Here is a 19814-nt window from a genome sequence, read left to right on the forward strand (position 1 = left end):
TGGAGCTGCCCGCGGAGCGGGCCCGCATGTGATGGAGCAGCCCGCGGAGCGGCCCCTCCGTGTGATGGAGCAGTCCGCGGAGCGGCCCCCATGCTGATCGAGTAGCCCGCGGAGCGGGCGTATCGAGATCCACCATCGCCGGGAGTGCGGGTGGTGGTGGGTCTCGATACGCCCCTGCGGGGCTACTCGACCAGCATGGGGTGAGGGTGGGTCCCGAGACGCCCCTTGCGGAGCTACTCGACCGACTCGTCCTCGGAGGGCTCCGCGACCTCGCGGCCGTCGGCGCCCGAGGCGTCGCCGTCCACGTGCAGGTCGGTGTCGCCGGGGATGCTGAAGTCGCTCAGGGGGTCGAGCGGCCCGTCCTCGTGGCTGGCGGAGTCGGGGGCGTCGCTGGTCTCGTCGCGTGCGGTCATACCTGCACCCTACGAGCGTCCGACGAGCCGCTGCACCGCGGTCACCGGGATCGACAGCCACTCCGGGCGGTTGCGCGCCTCGTAGATGGCCTCGTAGATGGCCTTGTCGAGCTCGAAGGCGTCCAGGACGGCGCGGTGCGCGGTGACCGCGTCACCCGCCTCCTCGGTGTAGCCCTCGAGGAAGGCGCGGCGGCTGGCCAGCGCCCAGGCGGCGCGGGAGTCGCCCGGCGACGCCTGCTCGTGCGCGCCCGCCGCGTAGTCGAAGGAGCGGAGCATCCCGGCCACGTCGCGCAGTGCGATGTCCGGCAGCAGCCGCTCGTGCATCGGCCGCAGCGGCTCGCCCTCGAAGTCCAGCAGGACCCAGCCGCGGCCGGGCACGGCCAGCACCTGGCCGAGGTGGTAGTCGCCGTGGATGCGCTGCAGCCGCGGCCACGGGGCCTGCTCGGCGGCCTGGAAGACCGCGTCGATCGCGTCGGCGTCCTCGGCGATGACGGGCACCTCGGAGGAGGCGATCCGCAGCCGGCGGCGCATGGTCGCGATCATCCGCTGCACGACCTCGGGCGTCGCGTCCTCGGTCGGCATCACCTCGGCGAGGGTGGAGTGCACCTGCGCGGTCGCCAGGCCGAGCTCACGCGCCGGCCCGGTGAAGTCGGTGTCGCCGGCGACGGCCTCGAGCGCGACGCGCCAGGCGTCCTCGACGCCCGGCAGGAACTCCTGCGCGAAGGCGAGGTGCCCGAAGGCCCGGCCGGTCGGCTCGCCGCGGTCGTCCCACTCGCCGGTGACGTTGCCGATCACCGGCGGGACGAGCGTGCTGCCCGCCGCGTTCAGCGCGGACTGCACGGTGACGTCCGGGTTCTCGCCGTGGTGCAGCGCGCGGAAGACCTTGACGATCACGGGGGTGCCGGCCGAGCCGTCCTCCGCCGTGGTCTGCACGATGATCGAGGTGTTCGACTGCTCGCCGCTGAGGATCCGCGACGACGCGAACGCGCCGATCACGGCGCCGGGCTGGCGGTGTCCCTCGGCGCGGGCGCCGCCCAAGGCGCCCTCCGCGTCGGAGGAGCCGCCGTCGGCGATCAGCTCGAAGAGCGCCCGCGCGAACAGCGGGTCGCGGGGTCCGTCGTAGACGAAGCGGGTCCCGTCGCTCTCGATCAGCGCGTCCTCGAGGCCCGCGACGGGCGACGAGCGCACGGTCACCGGCACCTGGTAGAGCACCGGGCTCGAGCCGGCCCGGTCGATGACGAGGTGCACGACGACGTCGCCGTCACCGCGCTCCAGGCGCCACTCGCCCCGGATCTCCAGCTCGGGGCGGCGCCCCTTGCTCGCGTACCACCGCTGATCGGCGACCCAGGCCGCGGCCCGGTCGATCGACAGTCCTGCGCTCATCTCTGCACTTCCCCTCGGTCGGCACCCCGAACCTTACGCGGCGCGATCGACGCGCCGGTGGGGCTTGCGGCGCGCCCACCCGATCCGGATCCCCGGCTCAGGAGCGGGTCTCCTCCGCCAGCCCGAGCACGTCCAGGATCCAGGCGTACTCGAACGCCACCTCGCGCCAGCGCTCGTAGCGCCCGCTCACGCCGCCGTGCCCGGCCGTCATCTCGATCTTGAGCAGTGCCGGCGCGCCGACCTCGCGCAGCCGGGCGACCCACTTGGCCGGCTCCACGTAGAGCACGCGAGTGTCGTTGAGGCTCGTCGTCGCGAGGATCCGCGGATACCGGGCGCCCTCGCGCACGTTCTCGTACGGCGAGTACGACTTCATGTAGGCGTAGACCTCGGCGTCGTGCAGCGGGTCGCCCCACTCGTCCCACTCGATCACGGTCAGCGGCAGCGACGGGTCGAGGATCGAGGTCAGCGCGTCCACGAACGGCACCTGCGCCAGGATCCCGGCGAAGGCGTCCGGGGCGAGGTTCGCGACCGCGCCCATCAGCAGGCCGCCGGCCGAGCCGCCCTGCGCGACGAGGCGCTCCGGCGTGGTGAAGCCGGCCTCGACGAGGTGCCGGGCGGAGTCGACGAAGTCGGTGAAGGTGGTGCGCTTGGCGAGGGTCTTGCCCTCCTCGTACCAGGAGCGCCCCATCTCGCCGCCGCCGCGGACGTGCGCGATGGCGAAGACCACGCCGCGGTCGAGCAGCGAGAGCCGCGCGATCGAGAAGCCCGGGTCGATGCTCGCCTCGTAGGACCCGTAGCCGTAGAGCAGGAGCGGCGCGGGGGCCTCGTCGGGCGCCGCCGCGTCCCTCCGCCAGACCATCGACAGCGGGATGCGCGTGCCGTCCTCGGCGGTCGCCCACTCGCGGCGCTGCTCGTAGCGGGCGGGGTCGTAGTCGCCGAGCACCGGCTGCTGCTTGAGCACGGTCCGCTCGCCGGTCGCGACGTCGAGGGTGAGCACCGTGGAGGGGGTGACGAACGAGGTGTAGGCGAGCCGCAGCGCGGGCTGCTCCCACTCCGGGTTGCCGGCGAGGCCCGCGTCGTAGAGCGGCTCGTCGAAGACGATCTCGTCCAGGCGCGCGCCGCCGTCCCCGTCGATCAGGAGGCCGAGGCGGGTCGCCCCCGCCTCGCGGTAGGAGACGACGACGTGCCGCGCGAAGGCGTCGACGCCCTCGATCCGCCGGCCCGGGGTGTGCGGGACGAGGACGCGGCGCTCGGCCGCCCGCTCCTCGGGGGAGAGCGCGAGGTCGGCCGGCTCCTCGACGATCTCGAAGTCGAGTGCGCCGTCGTTGTGCACGATCAGCAGGCGGTCGCGGCCGTCGACGACGGCGTGGTCCACCTCGTACTCGACGCCCTCGCGGCGCGGCCAGACCGATCGGAACTCGCCGGTCGGGTCCTCCGCGTCGAGCAGCAGGCACTCGCTGGTGATCTTGCTGCCGATCTCGATGACGAGGAAGCGGCGGCTGCGGGTGAGCCCCACGCCGATCCAGTAGCGCTCGTCGGGCTCGGAGAAGACGACCTCGTCGGCGGTCGACTCGGTGCCGACGGTGTGCCGCCAGATCGTGTCCGGCCGCCAGGACTCGTCGACCGTGGGGTAGAAGACGAAGCGGGCGTCGGCGCCGAAGGTCGCGCCGCCGCCGGTGCCCTCGACGACGTCCGGGAGGTCCTCGCCGGTGCTGAGATCGCGGATGCGCAGCGTGTAGCGCTCGTCGCCCTCGACGTCGGTGCCGAAGAGCAGGAAGCGCCCGTCGGCGGAGACGTCGAAGCTGCCGAGCGAGAAGAAGTCGTGGCCCTCGGCCTCGATGTTGCCGTCGAGGACGACCTGCTCGCCCTCGAGCGGTCCGCCCTCGGCGATGGAGGGCGGAGTCCAGTCGTCCGGGCCGGAGATCGGCGCGCGGCAGTGCACGCCGTACTGGCGGCCCTCGTAGGAGCGGGAGAAGTACCACCAGGCGCCCTCGCGGACGGGCACCGACAGGTCGGTCTCCTTCGTCCGGGAGCGGATCTCGTCGAAGAGGCGCTCGCGCAGCGGCGCGAGGGGAGCGAGGAGGGCGTCGGTGTAGGCGTTCTCGGCCTCGAGGTGCGCGATCACCTCGGGCTCCTCCTTCTGCCGCAGCCACTCGTACTGATCGACCACCAGATCGCCGTGGTGACGGCGTTCGAGCGGGACACGGCGGGCGACGGGAGGGACGGGCGCGGTCATCGCTCCAGCCTAGGCCGACCTCGCGCCCCGCCGCGGGCCTGCCGCCGGGAGCGTCTCCCGCGTGCGCACAATGGACCATGGCTCAGCGTGCGGACCGGACGAAGGCGGAGGCGCCGCGGCGCGTGCAGACCGAGGTGGAGCGGAAGTACGACGTCGATGCGGACACCGCCCTGCCGGAGCTGACCGGCGCGGGCACCGTCGACACGGCGCTCGCCGAGGAGCCCGTCCGCCTGTCCGCCCAGTACTTCGACACCGCGGACCGCGCGCTCTCCCGCGGGCGGATCACGCTCCGCCGCCGCGAGGGCGGCGAGGACGAGGGATGGCACGTCAAGCTGCCGGGCTCGGCCGGCCGCACCGAGATCCACGCCCCGCTGACCGCCTCCCGCACCGTGCCGGCCGAGGTCCGGGAGCCGGTGCTCGGCCACGTCGGCCGCGCGCGGCTCGAGCCGCTCGCCACCCTGGAGACCGTCCGCGCGATCACCCGGGTCGCCGACTCCGCTGGCCGCCGCCTCGCCGAGATCGCGGACGACCTGGTCGTCGCGCACGATCAGCGCTCCGGCGTCGAGCGGCGCTGGCGGGAGTGGGAGGTCGAGCTCGTCGACGTCCACGGCCCCGAGGGCGAGGCCGTGCTCGACGCGATCGAGGAGCGACTGCTCGCCGCCGGCGCCCGCCCCGCCGAGAGCGCCTCGAAGCTGGCCCGGGCCACCGGCGGTCCGATCGAGGACGCGCACCCCGCACCCCAGGACGGCGGGGAGGCGGCGCTCGCCGCGATCCGCGAGCTCCTCACCGGCCTGCGCGCCGTCGATCCGCGGGTGCGCCTCGAGGCCGACGACGCGCTGCACCGGATGCGCCTGCACACCCGCCGCCTGCGCAGCGTCCTCGCCGCCTCCCGCTCCGTGCTGGAGCGCGAGGCCCTCGATCCGCTGCGCGACGAGCTGCGCTGGCTCGGCGGCGTCCTCGGCGCCGCCCGCGACGAGGAGGTGCTCGCGGCCCGCCTCCGCACCGCCGTCGACGAGGCGGGGGAGGGACTGCCCGCGAAGGCAGTCGTCGGCACCACCCTCTTCGACGCGATCGAGCGCCGGCACTCGATCGCCCGGCAGCGGGTCGCCAAGACCCTGCGCGGCGCCCGCTACCTCGCCCTGCTCGCCGCGCTCGACGCCCTGCTGGCCGACCCGCCGCGGACGGCGAAGGCCGGCGCGAGCGCGAAGAAGCTCGTCCGCCGCTCCCTCGCGAAGGAGGTCGCCCGCGTCGACGCGGCGAGGAAGGGCGGAGACGACCTCGAGGCCCGGCACGAGCTGCGCAAGAGTGCGAAGCGCCTGCGCTACGTCGTCGAGGCCTGGAGCGCGGTCGTCCCGGACGCCGTCGGCGCGACGCAGCGACGGATCGCGAAGGCGGCGAAGGCCGTCGCGGACGCGCTCGGCGAGGAGCGCGACGCCCTCGCCGCCCGCGACGTGCTCCGCGGGCACGCCCTCGTCGCGGCCCGTCGCGGCGAGCCGGCGTTCGCCCTCGGCGTCGCCTCCGCCCGAGAGGAGAGCCGGGCTCACGAGGCCGCGCGAGCCGGGGACGCGGCGCTGGAGCGGCTGCACTCCCTGTCAAGCTGAGCAGGACGGTCATCCGCACGAAACGGGCGGCGGATAATGTGAATCATGCCTTCCGTCCGTCCTCTGCCGTCAGCCCTCCTGCGTCCGCGCCATTTCGACCGTGACGACGTGGTCGTCCATGCCGGTCTGTTCTCGCTGGTCAACTCGAGTACGACCCCGCAGGCGGCCTGGACCGAGGACCTGATCGCGCTCGGCGAGGTGCTCGACGAGGCGGAGTTCCCCTACCGCCTCATCCGCGGCACGAAGGGCGCGCCCTTCCTCGCGATCGACCGCTCGCTCGGCGCCGAGCTGGCCACGCTGCTCGCGCGCGCCTTCGCGACCGAGCCGTTCTACGTGAAGACGCTCGACAAGCGCGGCACCCCGCCGCTGCTCCTGGCCGAGGGGGCCATCGCCCCGTATCCGCGCGCCGCGGTCTTCTCGCTCTTCCGCCCCCGCGTCTCCTCGAGCGGCTCGCTCCGCTACGGCGCCCGCAGCGGCGTCCGCCTGGAGTTCTGGAAGGTCGGCGAGGAGGAGATCACCACTCCCGCCGAGAACGCGCTGATGCGCAGCAGCCTCCCCGTCGCCGAGGCGATCGACGCGCACGTCGAGGCCTACGGCCGCACCTGGCCGACCTTCGAGGGCATGTTCGAGCCGCTGGTCAGCGACATCCGCTTCGACGTCGACATCGTCTTCTCCTGGGTCGACGGGACGGACCTGGAGTTCCAGCGCGCCCGCGCTGCCCGGATGGCCAGCTACGTCGTGGGCGAGGGCGACGACGCCCCCGCGCGCTTCCGCCAGATCGACGAGCTCAAGTACGCCCTCCGCAGCGTCTACATGTACGCGCCGTGGGTCCGGCACATCTACATCGTCACCGACTCGCCGCGCCCGCGCTGGCTCGACGAGCACCCCGACGTCACCCTGGTCCGCAGCGAGGACCACTTCCGCGACCTCTCGGTGCTGCCCACGCACAACTCGCACGCGGTCGAGAGCCAGCTGCACCGCATCCCGGGCCTGGCCGAGCATTTCCTCTACTCCAACGACGACATGTTCTTCGGCCGGCCCGTCGACCCGTCGATCTTCTTCTCGCCCGGCGGGATCACCAAGTTCATCGAGGCGACCACCCGCATCGGGATGGGCGACTCCAACGCCTCCCGCAGCGGGTTCGAGAACGCGGCGCGCGTCAACCGCCGGCTGCTCCGCGAGCGCTTCGGCGCGATGACGACCCGCCACCTCGAGCACGCGGCCACGCCGCTCCGCAAGAGCGTGATGGCCGAGCTGGAGACCGAGTTCGAGCCGGAGTTCACCGCGACCGCCGCGAGCCGCTTCCGCTCGGCGAGCGACGTCTCCGTCACCAACTCGCTCTACCACTACTACGCGCTGATGACCGGCCGCGCGGTGGTGCAGGAGAACGCCTCGGTGAAGTACGTCGACACGACGATGCACCAGGGCCTCAAGGACATGAAGAAGCTGCTGAAGAACCGCGGCGTCGACTTCTTCTGCCTCAACGACGGCAGCTTCCCCGAGATCTCGGCGGAGGTGCGCACCCGCGCCGTGATCGACTTCCTCGAGGAGTACTACCCGATCCCGGCGCCGTGGGAGCGGGTGGACTGAGCATGGCCTGGGCGATCGGCGGCGGAGTCCTCGGGCTGCTGCTCGGGCTCGCCAGCGCGCTCGTCTTCCCCGGCATCGGGGTCGGCGCGGGCATCGGCGTCGGGATCGCGCTCGGCGCGGCTCTCGCCTTCGCCGGACACCTGTTCGCCCTCGACCGCAGTCGTCCCAAGCGCTGACGTCCGTTCTGCAGGCGATCCGCGGCTCCGGAGCCTCGGTCCCGCGGACGGGATCGTCTCTCGGCGCGGATCGCCTGCAGACCGGACGCAGTCCTTTAGGCGCTGACGCTGACGGGCTCCGCGACGGGCGGGTAGAGGGCCTCGACCTGCTCGAGCGGAGCGGCGGTGGCCGGGGCGATCTCGACGCCGTGCGAGGCGAGGATCCGCTCGGTCTCGTTCGCCGAGACGTAGGACACCTCGGTCGAGGCTCCGATCGGCACCACCGAGTGCAGCACCGTGCCGTCGTAGACGTGGATGAGGTTGAAGGCCTGCGCGGAGTTGCGGGCGCGAGTGCCGCCGACCGGCACGTTGAGGTCCTGCGTGTAGCAGGTGGCCGACGCGACCGAGACGGGGATGCCCGCGAACGTCGCGGTCGAGGAGTAGTGCAGGTGGCCGGCGATGATGCTGCGGACGTCCGAGCCCTCGAGCACCTCCGCGAGCGCGGGCTGGTCGCGGAGCTCGACGAGCACCGAGAGGTCGAGGACGCTCGGCACCGGCGGGTGGTGCAGCGCCAGGATCGTGCCGTGCGGCGCGGGGCTGGAGAGCTCCTCCGCGAGCCAGTCCAGCTGGGCGTCCGAGATCTCGCCGTAGTGCGCGCCCGGGACGGTCGAGTCCAGCGCGATGATGCGCAGGCCGTTCACGTCGTGCACGCGGTCGATCGGCTGCGTGGTGGGCAGCTGGTCGAGCAGCCCGGAGCGGAAGGCACCGCGGTCGTCGTGGTTGCCCATCACCCAGATCACCTCGGCACCGAGGCGGGCGGCGGCCGGCTCGACGACGGCGCGGAGCTTGGCGTACGCCTGCGGCTCGCCCTTGTCCGCCAGATCGCCGGTGATGACCACGGCCTCCGGGCGACCGCCCGAGGCCTCCAGCTCGTCGAACAGGCGGCGGAGCTGAGCCTCGCTGTCGACGTCGGAGCCGTACAGCCCGCCGTCTCCGGCGATGAAGTGGGTGTCGCTGAGGTGAAGGATGAAGTGGTTCGGCCGGGGGTACTCGGCCTGGCGGACAGTCATGATCCTCGGGTTCCACGATCGGTGGGGCCGGCTCGATCGAGTCGGCGTCGGTACGGGATGTCGCATGGTGCTGTACTGCTGGTCCGCGGGCTGGGAACTGCTCCCGCGAGGCTCAGTCCATCATCGCGGGGTGAACGGACGGCCAACGAGGATCGGCGCGTCATCGAACGGTTTTCCCAGATTCGGCGCCGGACAGTGCCTTCGTCCTCAGGAACCGCGCTCACCGAGCGCGCACTCCCCGCACACCGATCGCCCACGCCCCGCATCGGCGTCGCAGAGGGAGTCGTCAGAGCTCGAGCAGGAGCCGTGCGTAGAAGGCGATGGCGCGCTCGAACTGGTCGACCTCGACCGACTCGTCGGCACCGTGGATGCCGAGCTGCTGCTGCGGGCTGATCTCGAACGGGATGAAGCGGTAGACGCCGTCGCTGATCGCGTGGAAGTGGCGGGCGTCGCTGCCGCCCGTCTGCACGTAGGGCGCGACGATCGCCTCGGGGAAGACCTCCTGCACCACGCGGCGGAGCACGTCGTACGGGCCGCCGTCGCCGGGCTCGCCGGTGGGGGAGACGGGGGAGGGCTCGTGCGCGACGCGCACCTCGATCTCGACCTCGGGGTCGTCGATCACCGCGCGGATCCGCTCGACGACGCCGGCGACGGTGCCGCCCGGATTGATCCGCACGTTGGCGACCGCGCTGGCGGTGGACGCGAGGACGTTCGCCCCGGTGCTGCCGCGCAGCTGCGTGATCGCCACGGTCGTCCGCAGCATCGCGGCGGAGCGGTTGGAGTGCGCGGCCAGGGCCGCGATGACGGCGTCCGGGTGCTCGTGCGGCTTCGCGTACCAGACCGCGTGCGCGGCGTCGGCTCGGGGCGCGGCGGCGCGCACCAGCTCGGCGATCGGCTCCGGAAGGGTCGAGGGGAACGGGTTCTCGGTGAGGCGGTGGATCGCCCGCGCGAGTCGCTGCGTGGCGAGCATGCCGGGCAGGGGCGGCGGGGCGGAGGCGTGCCCGCCCGCGTCGCGGCAGGTCAGCTCGAGGTTCATGATGCCGCGCTCGGTGACGCCGATGACGGCGATCGGCGTGGTCACTCCGGGCACGATGCCGCGACGGACGTTGCCGCCCTCGTCGAGCACGAAGCGCGGGCGGACGCCGCGCGCCCCGAGCAGCGCGACGATCGACGGCGCGCCGTCCCCCGCCGTCTCCTCGTTGTGCGTGGAGACCAGGTAGACGTCGCGGCGGGGCCGCTCGCCGCGCAGGACGGCCGCCTCGACGGCCTCGAGCAGGGCGACGAGGGAGCCCTTGTCGTCGAGCGCGCCGCGCCCCACGATCGCGGTGCGGCCGTCCGGGCGGAGGACCGTGTCCGCCGCGAAGGGCGCGATCGACCAGTCGTCGGGGGTGACGCTGACCACGTCGTAGTGCGCCATCAGGACCGACGGCTCGCCGTCCTCGGTGCCGCGCCAGCGCCAGACGAGGGAGTGCCCGGCCACGGTCTCGCGCTCGAGGGCGCTGTGCAGCGCGGGGTAGAACTGCTCGAGCAGCTCCTGGAAGACGCGGAACCGGCTCCAGTCGGTGTCGGACTCGTCGGAGTGCGACACCGTGTCGACCCGCAGCAGGGCCTGGAAGCGCTCGAGCGCGGTCGTCGTCACCGGGCTAGCCTACGACGGCGGTCCCGACCCCCCGGACCCGGCGAGCGGAGGTGCGGCATGGGCGTGCGGCCGCCGACCGATCCGCTGCCCGAGGTCTGCGTGGTCTACGTCCTCCGCGAGTCGCCGCGCGGCACCGAGGTGCTGCTCGGAAGGAAGCTCCGCGGTCTCGGCGAGGGCCGGGTCGTCGCGCCCGGCGGCAAGCTCGAGCCGGGGGAGTCGCCCGCGGCGGCGGCCGTCCGCGAGCTGGCGGAGGAGGTCGGCCTGCGCGCGGAGCCGACCGACCTCGAGCCCCGCGGGTCCCTCGACTACCTCTTCCCGCACCGCCCCGCCTGGAGCCAGCGCTCGCACGTCTTCGTCTGCCGCCGCTGGTCGGGAGACGTCGTGGCGTCGGGGGAGCTCGCCGCCGCCTTCGTCCCGCTCGACGATGTCCCCTACGACCGGATGTGGGACGACGCGCGCTTCTGGCTGCCCGCGGTGCTGCACTCCGGCGCCGAGGCGTCGGGCACCTTCGAGTTCGGCGCCGACCTCGAGCACGTCGTCGATCGGTCCTGATACCGCCGTCCGGTCGCATCACCGCCGGATCCTCGACGCCTCCTCGGTCGAACGTCCTCGAACCCACCGGCACGGCGCGACCTCGATCAGGTCGAGATCCTCGACTCCCGCATCCTCTGACGAGCGCGCACTCCGTGCGGCTAGACGTCGAGCACGTCGCCCGGCTCGAGGGCGTGGTACTCGCCGCCGCCCTCGCGGGTCGCCCAGCCGAGGCGGTCGTGGCCGAGCTTCTGGCCCGCCTCGGACAGCACGCGCTCGTGCGTCGCGAACGCGTGCCGCGGCGCGAGCTCGAGGACGTAGTCGATCGACTCCGCGATCTTCATCCAGGGCGCGCCGGAGGGGGCCGCCAGCACCTCGACGTCGACGCCGGCCGGCACGGTGAAGGAGTCGCCCGCGTAGTAGAACCGGCCGTTCACCAGGACCCCGACGTTGTCGATCACCGGGATGGAGGAGTGGATCACCGCGTGCCGGGAGCCGAAGAAGCGCAGCTCGAACGGTCCGACCTCGACCACGTCGCCCTCGGCGACCGTCTCGACGTCGAAGCCCTCGGCCGCCGCGGCGACACCGGCCGGCCCGAGGATCCGCAGCGCCGGGTTCGCGGTGCGCAGCCGCTCCAGCTGCTCCGCCGTCCAGTGATCGGCGTGCTCATGGGTGATCACGACCGCGACGGTGTCGGCCGAGCCCTCGACGGGACGGGTGAAGGAGCCGGGGTCGAGGACGAGCCGCGAGCCCGCCTCCTCGACGAGGACGGTGGCGTGCTCGAGCTTGGTCAGTCGCATGCTCCGAGCCTCTCGCGGGGGGCGACCACGGTGCAAGACGGCCCCGGGGAGCGCGCCGTCCGCCCGCTCGATTTGCACCGGTGCGGATCCGTGTGCAACACTCTTCGAGTTGCAAAAACGCGGCCCCATCGTTTAGCGGCCTAGGACGTCGCCCTCTCACGGCGGTAACGCGGGTTCAAATCCCGCTGGGGTCACCACGGCAACACGAGCAGAACCCCCGGTCATGGCCGGGGGTTCTTCTCGTTTAACGGCCCGCTCCCCGGGGAGAGACCGTCGGAATCCACTCACCCCCGGAAGGTCCCCATGCAAGAGCTGCCCGTCTGGTTCGTGACCGGCTCGTTCGTCGTCCTGAGCCTGATCCTGGCCGCGGACCTGCTGCTGGTCTACAAGCGCCCGCACGTGCCGAGCCTGAAGGAGTCCGGCCTCTGGGTCGGCTTCTACGTCACGCTCGCGCTGATCTTCGCCCTGGTGATGCTGCTGCTGGGCGGGGGAGAGGTCGCCGGTCAGTTCGTCGCAGGCTGGCTGACCGAGTACAGCCTGTCGATCGACAACCTGTTCGTCTTCGTGATCATCATGGGCCGCTTCGCGGTGCCGCCGAAGTACCAGCAGGAAGTGCTGATGGTGGGCATCATCATCGCGCTGATCTTCCGCGGGGTGTTCATCCTGCTGGGCGCGCAGCTGATCGAGAGCTTCAGCTGGATCTTCTACCTCTTCGGCGCCTTCCTCGTCTACACGGCCTGGAACCAGGCGTTCGGCAAGGAGGACGAGAACGAGGGCACCGACAACCTCCTCATCCGCCTGCTGCGCAAGCGCGTGAAGATCTCGGACGAGTTCGACGGGTCGAAGATCCGCACCGTGAAGGACGGCAAGAAGTACTTCACGCCGATGCTGATCGTGTTCCTCGCGATCGGCTCGACCGACCTGCTCTTCGCGCTCGACTCGATCCCGGCGATCTTCGGCATCACCGAGAGCCCGTTCATCGTCTTCACCGCGAACATCTTCGCCCTGATGGGCCTGCGCCAGCTCTACTTCCTGCTCGGCGGCCTGATCGACAAGCTCGAGTACCTCAAGTACGGCATCGCGTTCATCCTCGCCTTCATCGGCGTGAAGCTCGTGCTGCACGCCCTGCACGAGAACGACCTCCCGTTCCTCAACGGCGGCGAGCCGCTGCCGGTCTGGGACATCGACACGATCACCTCGCTCGCCGTCATCGTCGTCAGCATGACCGTCGCCACGGTCGCGAGCCTGGTCAAGATGCGCCGCGAGCACTCCCACATCGAGCTGCACGACGGCCACCCGGAGGTCGTCGCCGACGCCGACGGGGAGGACCGCGCCGAGAAGAAATGAGCCCGGTCCCGTGACTGCGACGACGAGCACGACCAGCATCGATCTGCCCCAGGGCGTCCTGCACCTGACGGTGTCGAGCAGCACCGACGTCGGCGCCGTCCGGCGGGTGAACGAGGACGCCCTCCTGGTCTCGCCGACGCTGGTCGCCGTCGCCGACGGCATGGGCGGGCACGCTCGCGGCGACCTGGCCAGCTCGACCGCCGTCGAGAGCCTGCGGGCGAGCGCGGCCGAGGCGATCGGCCCGGTCTCGGACGTCTTCGCCGTCGTCGAGACGGCCAATGCCGCGGTCCGCGACCTCGACGTCGGCGGCGCCCTCTGCGGAACGACGCTCACCGGCCTCACCCTCGTCCGGCCCGACGACGGCGGACCCGCCTCCTGGGGCCTGTTCAACGTCGGCGACTCCCGGGTCTACCGCTGGGACGGCGCGGGTATCCAGCAGCTGACCGTCGACCACTCGGCGGTGCAGGAGCTGGTCTCGGCCGGCCTGCTCAGCCGGGAGGCGGCGGAGTCGCACCCCGACCGCAACATCGTCACCCGGGCGCTCGGCGCCGACGACGAGGTCGAGACGGACGTCTGGACCCTGCCGATCGTGCCCCGGGCGACCTACCTGCTCTGCTCCGACGGCCTCACCAAGGAGCTCTCCGACGCCCGGATCGCCGAGCTCTTCGCCCGCCGCGACGCGGGGGACCTGCACGGCGCCGATCTCGCCGAGGAGCTCGTGCGCGCCGCGGTCGACGCCGGCGGGCGGGACAACGTGACGGTCGTCGTCGTGGAGGCCGTGCTCGCCCCCCGACCGGACGCCGAGGCCTGACTCCACGGGCCACGCCCCTCGAACAGGTGGCAGCGACTCCGGCTCCGAACTGCAGAGCCGGGCTGTCGATGGGCATACTGGAGGGATGGACACCGTCGAGGCTCTCGATCGCGCGAAGACGCGCTTCGCGGAGGGCGACGTCCGAGGGGCCGTGTCGCTGCTCGAGCGCTGCGTCGAGGCCGACCCCGTCTGGATCGACCCCCGCGTCCTCCTGTCAGAGCTCTACCGGAGGTCCGGCGACCTCATCGAGGCCGGCCGCTGGGGCTACCTGATCGAGAACTGCGCCGCTCCCGAGGAGCGCCGGGCGTTCGAGCGCGCCCTGGTGCGCACCGACGAGGACCCGTTCGAGTTCGCGGAGCGGGCCCTGGTGCGTCCGCTCGAGCTCGCGGCCGAGTCGCCGCACGCCGCGATGATGCTCGCCGAGCTGCCGGCCCGGATCGACGAGGCCGAGCGGTTCGAGCAGGAGTCGCCCGATCCGCTCGACGGCGACTGGTTCGAGCACGAGGCCGTGCCGGTGAAGCGGCGCTCCGGTTTCGTCGGGATGGTCGGCGCCGCGGTCGCCGCGGTCTTCGTCGTCGGCGGCGTGGTGGTCGGCGCGGCGGCTCTGCTGGTGGTCCCCGCGGTGCTCATCGCGATGCTCGTCGCGCCCTGACGGCCGCTGCCGCCCTCCCGATCCGCTCGGGCCGCGCCTCCCTGCCGCTCGTCGGCGCGGTGCTATCCTCGGTCAATGCTGTTCGGCCGGCTCCTCCTTCTCCGCCGCGACGAGACCTCGATCTGACAGGCCTCCCTCGTCGCGGTGTCTCTCGCGGGCTGACCACATTCCTGAGGAAGAGAAACCCGTCATGAACGACAGTTCCCCCGACACCGCCGCGCCCTCGGCCGCCGACACCCCGGCCGCCGAGCGCCCGCGCACCCTGGCCGAGAAGGTCTGGGACGACCACCTCGTCGCCAAGGGCGAGGACGGCACGCCCGACCTGATCTACATCGACCTGCACCTGGTGCACGAGGTGACCAGCCCCCAGGCCTTCGACGGCCTCCGCCAGGCCGGCCGACCCGTCCGGCGCCCCGATCTGACGATCGCGACCGAGGACCACAACACCCCGACCGTCGGCATCGACAAGCCGATCGCCGACCTCACCAGCCGCACCCAGATCGAGACCCTGCGGCGCAACGCCGCCGAGTTCGGCGTCCGCCTGCACTCCCTCGGCGACATCGAGCAGGGCATCGTGCACGTCGTCGGCCCGCAGCTCGGGCTGACCATGCCCGGCATCACCGTCGTCTGCGGCGACTCGCACACCTCGACCCACGGCGCGTTCGGCGCGATGGCGTTCGGCATCGGCACCAGCGAGGTCGAGCACGTGATGGCCACGCAGACGCTGCCGCTCAAGCCCTTCAAGACCATGGCGATCACCGTCGAGGGCGAGCTTCGCGAGGGCGTCACCGCGAAGGACATCATCCTCGCCGTGATCGCGAAGATCGGCACCGGCGGCGGTCAGGGCTACGTGCTCGAGTACCGCGGCTCGGCGATCCGCGCGCTCTCGATGGAGGGCCGGATGACGATCTGCAACATGTCGATCGAGGCGGGCGCGCGCGCCGGCATGGTCGCGCCCGACGAGACGACCTTCGCCTACCTGAAGGGCCGCCCGCACGCCCCCGAGGGCCAGGACTGGGACGACGCGGTCGCCTACTGGCGGACGCTGCCGAGCGACGAGGGCGCCGTCTTCGACGCCGAGGTCGTCCTCGACGCGGACGCGCTCGAGCCGTTCGTCACCTGGGGCACCAACCCCGGCCAGGGCGTCTCGCTCTCGCAGGCCGTGCCCGACCCCGACGCGATCGCCGACCCGAACGAGCGCTCCAACGCCCGGCGCGCGCTGGAGTACATGGACCTCGAGGCCGGCACCCCGATGAAGGAGATCCCGGTCGACGCGGTCTTCATGGGCTCCTGCACCAACTCGCGCATCGAGGACCTCCGCGCCTTCGCGTCGATCATCGCCGGCCGCACCAAGGCGCCCGGCGTCCGGGTGATGGTCGTCCCCGGCTCCGCCCGCGTGCGCATCGAGGCCGAGGCCGAGGGCCTGGACAAGGTGATCACCGCGTTCGGTGCCGAGTGGCGCTTCGCCGGCTGCTCGATGTGCCTCGGCATGAACCCGGACCAGCTCGCCCCGGGGGAGCGCTGCGCCTCCACCTCGAACCGCAACTTCGAGGGCCGGCAGGGCAAGGGCGGCCGCACCCACCTGGTGTCGCCGCTGGTCGCCGCCGCGACCGCCGTCCGCGGCACCCTCTCCAGTCCGTCGGATCTGGAGCCCGTCCGCGAGCTGGTGGAGGCCTGATCATGGAGAAGTTCGAGACCGTCACCGGCATCGCCGCGCCGCTGAAGCGCAGCAACGTCGACACCGACCAGATCATCCCCGCCGTCTTCCTCAAGCGGGTCACCAAGACCGGCTTCGAGGACGCGCTCTTCCACGGCTGGCGCCAGGACCCGGAGTTCGTGCTCAACCAGCCGGCCTTCCAGGGTGCGCAGATCCTCGTCGCGGGCCCCGACTTCGGCACCGGCTCCAGCCGCGAGCACGCCGTCTGGGCGCTGCGCGACTTCGGCTTCCGCGTCGTGCTGTCCTCCCGCTTCGGCGACATCTTCCGCGGCAACTCCGGCAAGCAGGGGCTGCTCGCGGCGGCACTGGCGGAGAGCGACATCGACCGGCTCTGGGAGCTGATCGATGCGACGCCGGGAATAGAAGCGACCGTCGATCTGGTTGGTCGTACGGTCACCGCCGGTGGCGAGACCTTCCCTTTCGAGGTCGACGACTACACTCGTTGGCGCCTGATCGAAGGGCTGGACGACATCGGCCTGACCCTGCGCGACGAAGCGCTCATTTCCGAATTCGAGACCCGTCGCGCGAGCTGGCGGCCCAAGACATTGCCGGTGAAATAGCGTGAACACACTTCTTCAGGACGCCAAGGCGGCGGGAGCACAGGATGCGAAGGCGGCGGGAGCCCGTGTGGGGATGACCACCGAGCGGATCACCATCCACGGCGGGCGGCCGCTGAAGGGCCGGATCGAGCTCAAGGGCGCGAAGAACCTCGTCACCAAGGCGATGGTCGCCGCACTCCTCGGTGAGACCGCGTCCACCCTGCGCGACGTCCCGGACATCAGCGACGTCCGCGTCGTGAAGGGCCTCCTCGAGGTGCACGGCGTCAAGGTGAAGCAGGGCCCCGAGGTGGGCGAGCTGATCCTCGACCCCTCCAACGTCGAGTCCGCGCACTTCGCCGACATCGACGCCCACGCCGGCTCGAGCCGCATCCCGATCCTCTTCTGCGGACCGCTGCTGCACCGCCTCGGCGAGGCGTTCATCCCCGACCTCGGCGGCTGCCGCATCGGCGACCGCCCGATCGACTACCACCTCGAGGTGCTCCGCAACTTCGGCGCCATCGTCGAGAAGCTGCCCTCCGGCATCCGGATGTCGGCGCCCGAGGGCCTGCACGGCGCCAAGGTGTCGCTGCCCTACCCGAGCGTCGGCGCGACCGAGCAGGTGCTGCTCACCGCGGTCCGCGCGTCGGGCATCACCGAGCTGTCCGGTGCGGCGATCGAGCCGGAGATCATGGATCTCATCAACATCCTGCAGAAGATGGGCGCGATCATCTCGGTCGACACCGACCGCGTGATCCGCATCGAGGGCGTCGACCGCCTGGAGGGCTACACCCACCGCGCGCTCTTCGACCGCAACGAGGCCGCCTCCTGGGCCGCCGCGGCCCTCGCGACCGACGGCGACATCTTCGTCGGCGGCGCTCGCCAGCAGGAGATGACGACCTTCCTCAACGTCTTCCGCAAGGTCGGCGGCGCGTTCGAGATCGCCGAGGACGGCATCCGCTTCTACCACCCCGGCGGCGAGCTCAAGCCGGTCATCATCGAGACCGACGTGCACCCCGGCTTCATGACCGACTGGCAGCAGCCGCTCGTCGTGGCGCTGACCAAGGCCAAGGGCGTGTCGATCGTGCACGAGACCGTCTACGAGCAGCGCTTCGGCTTCGTCGACGCGCTGGTCGAGATGGGCGCGACCATCCAGATCCACCGCGAGTGCCTCGGTGGCCAGGCCTGCCGCTTCGGTCAGCGCAACTTCATGCACTCCGCGGTCATCTCCGGCCCGTCGAAGCTGCACGGCGCCGACATCGTCGTGCCCGACCTGCGCGGCGGCTTCTCGCACCTGATCGCGGCGCTCTCGGCCGAGGGCACCTCCTCGGTCTCGAACGTCGGCATCATCAGCCGCGGCTACGAGAACTTCCTCACCAAGCTCGAGCTGCTCGGCGCCGACTTCTCCCTCGACGCGTAATCCCGCAGCACCTCCGGCACGCTGGAACGGCTCCGGCTCGCAGAATCCCCCCGATCCTGCGAGCCGGAGTCGTTTCCACGTGCTGGACGTCCCACCGCCGCTCGTCGGCTCGACCTCCGGCTCGCGGAATCGCCTCCGGCTCATCGGATCGGCGGGATCCTGCGAGCCCGAGTCGTGTCCGCGTGCCGGAGTCTCGGCCGCACGGTCGCTCCGCGGGTCCGGCCGGTGTCCCGCGGGACCACCCCTCGCGATCGATCCCCGCAGGCCGTGCTGAGCCACGAGTCCCGTTGCGGTGCCGTGCTCAGTGGCTGTCGGGGACGCGGACCCGGCCGCCTCCACCCGCGCGCGGAGCCGCCCGTGGAAGCGGTCGACGCTCTCAGCCGATGCCGGCCGCAGTCCGAGAAGCCCCGGCTCCTCGACGAGACGCAGGTCCGCGGACCGCGGCCTGAACCCGCGAGACACCGTCACGCCGATCGCGGTCCGGCTCCCGAGGCCGACGGTGCGTCGCTCGAGGGTGCGGATCTCGTCCCAGAGGATCTCGACGCGCCGATCGCCGGCGAGCACCACGAGGGCCTCCTCCGCCGGATCGAGGACGAGGTACGGGTGCAGATCGGGCGTCGGGAGGGTCGGGTCGCCGAACCGCAGCAGGCGCGAGACCGCCGGTCCACCGACGACCACGACACCGCCGATCGCGCTCGCCTGGACGAGGGCGCGCGGAGCGGTGACGAGGCGCGCGGCGACGAGGACCACCAGGAGCACGATCGTGACTGCGGCGGTCGCCGCAGCGACCAGGAGCGCGGGGCTCTCCGATGCGGCGGCGAGCACCGCTTCGAGGAGGCGAGGGGCGCGGATCACGTCGACACGGTACCCAGGCGATCCGCTGCACGGTGACGGTGACGCATGGGACGTGTCCGGAGGGGCATCGCCGCATCCCGCCTGCGCGGCGACCCGAAGCGGATCGCTCCTCCCAGCCGGTGCAGCTCCTCGAGGGTGGCGTCACTCGTCGGGAGTGCCCCAGGCCGGCGCGGGCTCGCCCGGTGGGAGCGCCGCGGCGATGCGGCGATGGAGGAGGACGAGCGTCTGCTCGGAGGCGGGGCTCTGACCGAGCAGCCCCGGCTGCTCGACCGGGACGAGCGTGAGCGACCGCGTTCGGCCGCCCCCGGCCCGGGAGAGGTCGACGACGACGGCGTCGTGCCGGCGCAGCCCTCGACGGACCCGGCGTCGCCGGACGGCGCGGACGCGCGACCAGGGGACGATCACGACGTGCGAGCGGAGGATGACGGAGAGTCCCCTCGCTCCGGGGACGACGACGGCGTAGGGGCGGGAGACCCGCCGCGGGAGGCGGGGCTCCACCCAGCGGAGGACGTCGACCAGGTCTCCGTGGCCCAGCACGACCTCGCCGTCGCTCGCCTCGGCCTCGACGTGCGCGAGCGGGCCGCCGACCGCGCGCGCGACGGAGCGCACGACGACCAGGACGAGCCCCGTGGCGACGGCGACTCCGACCGCGACGAGGCCGGCCCACGCGAGCAGCTGGGCGAGCAGCTCCGGGCTGCGGGTGCCGATCGAGTAGACGGCGACGAAGTCGAGCAGGAGGACGAACGCGAGCGTCTGGAGCGCCGTCACCGAATCGGTGAGCCCGCGGAGCGCGGCGGACACCGGGTTCTCGCGTCGCTCGCTCACTCCGCCACGCTAACGCTGCGGCGTCCCCGCGTGATCGGCCGGAATCTCGTGCCGGAGTCGTCTCGGCCTGCCGGACCCGCGAGCGGTGAGCGCGCAGCGGCGGCAAGACGGACGTCGTGTGGGAGAGGGGTCTCGGTGCGCCCCTGCGGGGCTGCTCGACCAGCATGGTCTGCGGGCGTCTCCTCCAGTCGATGCGCGCCCTCGAGCACGGCAGGGCGCTTCATGCTGATCGA

General features: G+C 72.2%; 17 protein-coding genes and 1 tRNA gene. 11 read left to right on the forward strand and 7 right to left on the reverse strand.

The features are described 5' to 3' along the window. Positions 1-233: 233 nt before the first annotated feature. The 3 genes from MT355_RS06965 to MT355_RS06975 form a co-directional block, all read right to left on the reverse strand. Positions 234-413 carry a hypothetical protein gene (locus tag MT355_RS06965; RefSeq protein ID WP_243598995.1) on the reverse strand — a complete coding sequence of 60 codons (180 nt, stop codon included), beginning with the start codon at positions 411-413 and terminating at the stop codon, positions 234-236. 9 nt (positions 414-422) lie between these two features. After that, a complete protein-coding gene (locus tag MT355_RS06970) occupies positions 423-1796 on the reverse strand; it encodes a phosphotransferase (protein WP_243598996.1) in 1374 nt (457 codons plus the stop codon). Between the two features lie 97 nt (positions 1797-1893). Beyond that, the gene (locus MT355_RS06975) at positions 1894-4032 is read right to left on the reverse strand and encodes a S9 family peptidase (RefSeq protein WP_243598997.1); all 2139 of its coding nucleotides are present in this window, start codon (positions 4030-4032) and stop codon (positions 1894-1896) included. A gap of 77 nt (positions 4033-4109) precedes the next feature. On the opposite strand from MT355_RS06975, the gene MT355_RS06980 reads away from it, so the two are divergent. From MT355_RS06980 to MT355_RS06990, 3 genes are all read left to right on the forward strand, one after another. After that, positions 4110-5633 (forward strand): CYTH and CHAD domain-containing protein, encoded by a 1524-nt coding sequence (locus MT355_RS06980; RefSeq protein WP_243598998.1) that lies wholly within the window; start codon positions 4110-4112, stop codon positions 5631-5633. A 108-nt stretch (positions 5634-5741) separates the two neighbouring features. After that, positions 5742-7223: a stealth family protein gene (locus MT355_RS06985; RefSeq protein WP_243581813.1), complete on the forward strand. Its 1482-nt coding sequence runs from the start codon at positions 5742-5744 to the stop codon at positions 7221-7223. 2 nt (positions 7224-7225) lie between these two features. Further along, positions 7226-7399, forward strand: coding sequence for a hypothetical protein (locus tag MT355_RS06990; RefSeq protein WP_165909224.1), 174 nt, complete (start codon positions 7226-7228; stop codon positions 7397-7399). Positions 7400-7494: 95 nt separating this feature from the next. Here the strand turns inward: MT355_RS06990 and MT355_RS06995 are convergent, their stop codons facing one another. Both MT355_RS06995 and MT355_RS07000 read right to left on the reverse strand, forming a co-directional pair. Continuing rightward, positions 7495-8448, reverse strand: coding sequence for a phosphodiesterase (locus MT355_RS06995; RefSeq protein ID WP_279392143.1), 954 nt, complete (start codon positions 8446-8448; stop codon positions 7495-7497). A 286-nt stretch (positions 8449-8734) separates the two neighbouring features. After that, on the reverse strand, positions 8735-10087 hold the full coding sequence (locus MT355_RS07000; RefSeq protein WP_243598999.1) for a M20/M25/M40 family metallo-hydrolase: 1353 nt from the start codon (positions 10085-10087) through the stop codon (positions 8735-8737). Positions 10088-10144: 57 nt separating this feature from the next. On the opposite strand from MT355_RS07000, the gene MT355_RS07005 reads away from it, so the two are divergent. Continuing rightward, complete coding sequence (locus tag MT355_RS07005) at positions 10145-10639, forward strand: 8-oxo-dGTP diphosphatase (protein ID WP_243599000.1); 495 nt, start codon at positions 10145-10147, stop codon at positions 10637-10639. Between the two features lie 140 nt (positions 10640-10779). Here MT355_RS07005 and MT355_RS07010 read toward each other — a convergent pair whose 3' ends face one another. Further along, positions 10780-11418 carry an MBL fold metallo-hydrolase gene (locus MT355_RS07010; RefSeq protein ID WP_243599001.1) on the reverse strand — a complete coding sequence of 213 codons (639 nt, stop codon included), beginning with the start codon at positions 11416-11418 and terminating at the stop codon, positions 10780-10782. A 121-nt stretch (positions 11419-11539) separates the two neighbouring features. Between MT355_RS07010 and MT355_RS07015 the strand changes: the two genes are divergently transcribed. The 7 genes from MT355_RS07015 (at position 11540) to murA (ending at position 17901) form a co-directional block, all read left to right on the forward strand. Continuing rightward, positions 11540-11615: transfer RNA gene (locus tag MT355_RS07015), tRNA-Glu, on the forward strand. Between the two features lie 106 nt (positions 11616-11721). Then, positions 11722-12765, forward strand: a complete 1044-nt coding sequence (locus MT355_RS07020; RefSeq protein WP_243599002.1) for a TerC family protein — start codon at positions 11722-11724, stop codon at positions 12763-12765. A 10-nt stretch (positions 12766-12775) separates the two neighbouring features. Then, positions 12776-13576 carry a PP2C family serine/threonine-protein phosphatase gene (locus tag MT355_RS07025; RefSeq protein WP_243599003.1) on the forward strand — a complete coding sequence of 267 codons (801 nt, stop codon included), beginning with the start codon at positions 12776-12778 and terminating at the stop codon, positions 13574-13576. 85 nt (positions 13577-13661) lie between these two features. Continuing rightward, positions 13662-14228 carry a DUF6584 family protein gene (locus tag MT355_RS07030; protein ID WP_123735405.1) on the forward strand — a complete coding sequence of 189 codons (567 nt, stop codon included), beginning with the start codon at positions 13662-13664 and terminating at the stop codon, positions 14226-14228. Between the two features lie 190 nt (positions 14229-14418). Further along, complete coding sequence (gene leuC / locus MT355_RS07035) at positions 14419-15906, forward strand: 3-isopropylmalate dehydratase large subunit (protein ID WP_243599004.1); 1488 nt, start codon at positions 14419-14421, stop codon at positions 15904-15906. Between the two features lie 2 nt (positions 15907-15908). Beyond that, positions 15909-16505, forward strand: a complete 597-nt coding sequence (gene leuD, locus MT355_RS07040; protein ID WP_123445564.1) for a 3-isopropylmalate dehydratase small subunit — start codon at positions 15909-15911, stop codon at positions 16503-16505. Between the two features lie 73 nt (positions 16506-16578). After that, positions 16579-17901 carry a UDP-N-acetylglucosamine 1-carboxyvinyltransferase gene (gene murA, locus MT355_RS07045; protein ID WP_164874434.1) on the forward strand — a complete coding sequence of 441 codons (1323 nt, stop codon included), beginning with the start codon at positions 16579-16581 and terminating at the stop codon, positions 17899-17901. A gap of 996 nt (positions 17902-18897) precedes the next feature. Here murA and MT355_RS07050 read toward each other — a convergent pair. Further along, positions 18898-19581 carry a hypothetical protein gene (locus MT355_RS07050; protein ID WP_243599005.1) on the reverse strand — a complete coding sequence of 228 codons (684 nt, stop codon included), beginning with the start codon at positions 19579-19581 and terminating at the stop codon, positions 18898-18900. Positions 19582-19814: the final 233 nt, after the last annotated feature.

Origin of the sequence: Rathayibacter sp. VKM Ac-2929, from assembly GCF_022815495.1 — a bacterium.
GTDB lineage: Bacteria > Actinomycetota > Actinomycetes > Actinomycetales > Microbacteriaceae > Rathayibacter > Rathayibacter festucae.